This window comes from Porphyromonas sp. CAG:1061, assembly GCF_000435035.1.
In the GTDB taxonomy this organism is placed as follows: domain Bacteria; phylum Bacteroidota; class Bacteroidia; order Bacteroidales; family Porphyromonadaceae; genus Porphyromonas_A; species Porphyromonas_A somerae.
On the sequence record NZ_HF988811.1, the window covers coordinates 1 to 5,131 of the forward strand.

A 5,131-nucleotide genomic window follows, 5' to 3' on the forward strand; every position below is an offset into this window, starting at 1 on the left:
TTAAGTCTGTAAAGGTTGCTTATTTCTTCAGCTCTAGAGCTTGGAGAAGCTTCATAGCTTCTGGCAGGCTGGCTGAGTTGGGGTACTTATCGACAACGGCTTGATAGCTAGCCTTGGCATTGGCAGTCTGCCCTAGTGCCTCATAGGCAATACCTGCTTTGATGAGGTAGATAGGGGATAGCAAACCGTTATCGGCCTTCTTTGCGGCCTCCTCGAAGTACTTAATGCCCTCGGCGGTCTTATCAAGATTGACGTAGCAATCACCGATCAAGCCGTAAAGGCTAGGATTGGCCATGGAGTCCTTGCTCTTGAACTTCTTGAGGTGGTTGATTGCCTCATCGTACTGGCCTAGATTGTATAGGCAGATACCGGCATAAGCCTCTGCGAGGTTGGCACTCGTGGTACCACCATACTGATCGATCACCTCTAGGAAGCCTAGTACATCGGCACCATTTCCATTGAGTGCTATCTCGAATGAGTCGCGATCAAAGTACTGCTCTGCCTTGTAGATGGCCTCTTGTGCTTTGCTAGCTCGGGGAGCCTTGTAGAGATTCTTGTAGGCAATGATACCGCCAATCACAGCGAGTAGCACTACTACTGCTATGATCAGGGTGTTGCGATTCTTGCGGATAAATTCGTCCGACTTATTGATCACCTCAATGGCACCCTCTTCAATCTTTTCAGTGGCATCAGGCCTATCTTGCTTCTTATTGCTCATATCTTATTCTGTATAACTTGGTTAGAAACCCTAAAGATTGTGCAAATCTACATAATTATTAAGAATTGACCAATAATCGGGTGGTTATTCATTAATTACTCGGGTACCGATGGGCAGTCCCTCTACTAGGAGCTTGGTGAGATTGCCAGGTGTATCCATATCGAAGACCACGATGGGCTGATTATTCTCCATACACATAGTGGTGGCGGTAAGGTCCATCACCTTGAGGTGGCGGAGGAGAATCTCTTGATAGGTGATCTCCTCAAAGCGTGTGGCGGTAGGGTCTTTCTCGGGGTCGGCGGTGTAGATGCCATCAACGCGGGTGCCCTTGAGCATCGCATCGGTCTCGAGTTCTATCGCACGAAGTGAGGAGCCGGTATCGGTGGTAAAGTAAGGATTCCCGGTACCGCCTGAGCAGATGGCTACCTTGCCACTCTCTAGTGCCTCAATAGCATCCCACTTATTATAGTGCTTGCCGATGGGGCTCATAGGGGTGGCGGTGAAGACTACATTCTTCTGCCCCTCAGCCTCTAGGGCGGAGCTAAGAGCTAGGCTATTAATGACGGTAGCCAACATACCCATCTGGTCGCCTTTGACGCGGTCAAACCCTTTGGTGGCACCGCTCAGGCCCCTAAAGATGTTGCCACCACCGATCACGATGGCTACCTGCACCCCACTCTGCACCACTTTGGTGATCTCACTTGCATACTCCTGTAGGCGAACTGGATCAATGCCGTAGCCCTGTGCCCCTTGGAGCGACTCGCCACTCAGCTTGAGTAGCACTCTTCTGTATCTCTTCATCTTTTTCACTTTTATCTAGCTGTGATTATCTGCCACAAAATTAATCATTATTTCAGAAACTCCCTCCCCTCTTGCCTCTGCGTTGCTTAACTTGACTGAACATCCATTAGGAGCTTAATTAACAACAACTATGAAAATAGTTTAACACTTAGTGTCAAACATTATGATTATCTTTGCCAAAGAATAGATATATCTAACGTTTTTAATCCACCTTGTTGGATGATTATAGAATTTGATAATAGTACTATACGCAAAACCTGCTCTTCTGTGGCTAATGCCGTAAAGGCCCATGGTAAGATACGAGCCGACAAGTTGTTTTTAAGACTAGCACAGATTAAAGCGGCCAATACGGAGGATGAGTTTAAATATTTGCCTGGACGTTTTCATCAACTCAAGGGGAGTAGGATTGGTCAGTGGAGTTGTAGCCTTGATGGAAATTGGCGCCTCATCTTTAGAGTTGAGCTTCGAGATGATGGTAGCTACGCAGTAATTATTGAAGTAATTGATTATCATTAATTGATATTATGGCAACGAATAAAAGAGAATATATAGCTCCAGTAGCAATTCACCCTGGAGTAATGCTTTCCGAATGGCTTGAGGAGCGTGAGATGACGGGGAGAGAATTTGCTCTTCGTTCGGGGAAGCCAGAAAAAACAATCAGTAAGATACTAAATGGTAAGTCTAGGATCACCGATGATACAGCAGAAAGTTTCTCTATCGTCACAGGCATACCATCCAATTATTTACTGAGATTTCAAGCTGAGTATGATGTGGCTATAGCTAGACAAAGCAATGTAAATCCCATGGAAAATCTATGGGATACATTTGGGTGCCTATTTCCATATTCAGAGATGTGTAAAGCGGGTTGGATTGACAAGAAGGAGACAAAGGTTGAGAAAATGTATTGCTTGCTCTCCTTTTTTGGACTTACTACTCATGAAGCATTTGAAATGACCTATTCACACCAAATGTTTGGAGTATCGTTCCGACAAGTTGGGCGGTCTAAAAGAACAGAATTTGGTGTTGCTGCTTGGGTACGGCAGGGGCAGATAATTGCCGACATGATGAGTACCGAAAGAGAGTTTTCTGTAGCTAAAGCGATGGGGGAGATTGATAACTTCAAGTCGGCACTAATGGCTCACGATCTGCCACTTCTTATTAGCCTATGCAGCAATGTAGGTATCAAACTTGTTTTCGTAGAAAATATCCCTAAGGCCTCAACAAGTGGAGCTGCCTACTGGCAGGGAAGGACACCTATTATTCAGCTGTCTGGAAAGGGGAGAAGCCTTGACAAACTAGCCTTTAATTTCTTTCATGAGTTGGGTCACATTATCTACAAGCATGCCAAGAAAGGATTCTTGCTAGACGATATGGAGGAGGACTCTATAGAAAAGCATGAGATGGAAGCTAATGAGTTTGCAAGCAACCACTTGTACAAAGGGCTTAAGGAGTTCTCAACAAAGCCGACTTTGCAAGAAATCAAGGAGGAGGGAAGGCGTCTGGGTCTATCACCATGCGTCGTCCTTGGGCATCTCACCCATAGCGGGTTAATTACCTATCCAGAGGCGAATACGAGATACAAGTCTCTCCAGTGCCCTCTAGAAATAGACTTTAAGAAGCTGCTGCCGAAAAATCCTTATTTATAAGGGTCAGTTCCACGTTTGCAGAGGAGAGGAAGTATAAATATTGGGGTGAGATTATTGTAAATCATCAAAATAGTGTACCTTTGCAACGTCAAACTTAAAGGATTAAGTTGAACACATTTATTAATGAAAGAAGAAAGATGAAAAAGATTAGTTTACTACTTGTAGCAACTGCTACATTATTCCTTGCCTCTTGCTCTAGCAAGGAGTCTAAGACAACCGAGCAAGAAGAGGCTACTCAAACCGAGGTGACCGAAGAGGTAGCTACACCTGCATACGTAGGCACTTACGAGGGAACCCTCCCTGCAGCCGACGCAGCTGGCTTTAAGACTACCCTTACTATCAATGCGGATATGACTTACCAACTTACTCAGGTAGCTGAAGGTGGTAAGGAGGAGAACAAGACTGAGGAGAGCGGTACTTACAATCTCCTCGAGAATGACGTACTTGAGCTGATCACTCCTTCTACTGGTGCTAAGACCTACTACAAGGTGCTTGATAACTCTGTAGCACTCGTATCGGATGCTACCGGCACTCTTGCTGAGGGCGAGCTTGCTGATAAGTATATCCTTAATAAGGTAGTTCTATAATCAGTAGCTATTTACCAGACAAATAGAGAGTGGGCTAGATACCAGTTGGTGTCTAGCCCACTCTCTTTATCTCTCCAACTACTCGTATTATTTAGATGAGCTGCTCCCACTCGGACATTGCCTTTTGGAGGGCTTTGGAGGTGGTATCGTAGTCGGTGAGGAGCTGGGGTGTAGATTGATGCGATAGTTGCTCCTCAATAGAGGCGAGTTGCTCCTCGAGCTGGGTGATGGTTGCCTCAATCCGCTCCAACTGTTGCTGCTGGCGTCGCTCCTCTCTCTGCTGTGCCTTTTGCTGTTCGTAATCAAGGCGCCCCTCACTCTTTTCGAGGGGTTGATTGCTCTGAGTAGGGGCTTCTTCGCCTACGGCATTGGCTTGTATCTTGCGGATATACTCCTGCATTCCGCCGAGGTGATTGACCACTCCGCCCTCCTTAAATTCAAAGACCTTATCCACCAGACCATCAAGGAAGTCTCGGTCGTGGCTAACGATCAGCACCGTGCCATCGTAGTTTTGGATCGCCTCCTTGAGCACCGCCTTACTAGAGAGGTCGAGGTGATTAGTCGGCTCATCAAGGATGAGGAAGTTAGAAGGGCTAAGCAGCAGACGGATCATCGCCAGTCGGCTTCGCTCTCCTCCGCTCAGCACCTCCACCTTCTTCTCAGAAATCTCTCCGCCAAACATAAAGGCACCGAGGATATTATTGATCTGTAGTCGGATGTCCCCTACTGCCACTCGGTCGATGGTCTCGTGGATCGTAAGATGAGGATCAAGCAGGGAGGCTTGGTTCTGTGCGAAGTAAGCGGTCTCCACCTGATGCCCCAGCTTCAGCTCCCCTTCGTGTGGTATCTCGCCCATCACCGCCCGCACAAAGGTGGTCTTGCCACTTCCATTCTTTCCCACAAGTGCGATCTTATCGCCCCGCTCTATGGTGAGGTCGATATCATGTAGCACTCTGTGAGTACCGTAAGCGACCGATAGCTCCTTGGTGATCAAAGGGTAAGCGCCACTCGTCACCGCCATAGGGAAGCGGAAGTGTATCGTACGGTGGTCGAGCTCCTCCACCTCAATTCGCTCCACCTTCTCTAGCTGCTTGATGCGCGACTGCACTTGTACCGCCTTGGTGGCTTTGTAGCGAAAACGCTCAATAAACTCCTCGGTATCCTTGATCATCTTCTGCTGATTTTCATAGGCACGTAGCTGCTGTTGGTACCGCTCCTCTCGTAGCTCTTCGTAGTGCGAGAAGTTGGTCTTGTAGTCGTACGCTTTCCCGAGGGAGAGTTCCACAGTGCGGGTGGTGGTATTATCCAGAAAGCGGCGGTCGTGGCTCACCATAATCACCGCTGCACTACTTCGCTTGAGAAACTCCTCCAGCCAGACG

The 5,131-nt window shown here is 47.4% G+C and carries 6 protein-coding genes; 3 read left to right on the forward strand and 3 right to left on the reverse strand.

The genetic code is table 11. The features are described 5' to 3' along the window. Nucleotides 1-19: 19 nt before the first annotated feature. Both QVO39_RS00140 and pyrH read right to left on the reverse strand, forming a co-directional pair. Nucleotides 20-718: a tetratricopeptide repeat protein gene (locus tag QVO39_RS00140; RefSeq protein ID WP_021902501.1), complete on the reverse strand. Its 699-nt coding sequence runs from the start codon at nucleotides 716-718 to the stop codon at nucleotides 20-22. Between the two features lie 84 nt (nucleotides 719-802). Further along, nucleotides 803-1,519 carry a UMP kinase gene (gene pyrH / locus QVO39_RS00145; RefSeq protein ID WP_021902502.1) on the reverse strand — a complete coding sequence of 239 codons (717 nt, stop codon included), beginning with the start codon at nucleotides 1,517-1,519 and terminating at the stop codon, nucleotides 803-805. 219 nt (nucleotides 1,520-1,738) lie between these two features. On the opposite strand from pyrH, the gene QVO39_RS00150 reads away from it, so the two are divergent. From QVO39_RS00150 to QVO39_RS00160, 3 genes are all read left to right on the forward strand, one after another. After that, nucleotides 1,739-2,035, forward strand: a complete 297-nt coding sequence (locus QVO39_RS00150) for a type II toxin-antitoxin system RelE/ParE family toxin (protein WP_018027799.1) — start codon at nucleotides 1,739-1,741, stop codon at nucleotides 2,033-2,035. A gap of 8 nt (nucleotides 2,036-2,043) precedes the next feature. Continuing rightward, complete coding sequence (locus QVO39_RS00155) at nucleotides 2,044-3,165, forward strand: XRE family transcriptional regulator (protein ID WP_021902503.1); 1,122 nt, start codon at nucleotides 2,044-2,046, stop codon at nucleotides 3,163-3,165. A 137-nt stretch (nucleotides 3,166-3,302) separates the two neighbouring features. After that, complete coding sequence (locus QVO39_RS00160) at nucleotides 3,303-3,752, forward strand: copper resistance protein NlpE (protein ID WP_018027797.1); 450 nt, start codon at nucleotides 3,303-3,305, stop codon at nucleotides 3,750-3,752. A gap of 91 nt (nucleotides 3,753-3,843) precedes the next feature. On the opposite strand, the gene QVO39_RS00165 is transcribed toward QVO39_RS00160, so the two are convergent. Then, the coding region (locus QVO39_RS00165; protein WP_288171146.1) for an ABC-F family ATP-binding cassette domain-containing protein at nucleotides 3,844-5,131 on the reverse strand (1,288 nt) is incomplete at its 5' end.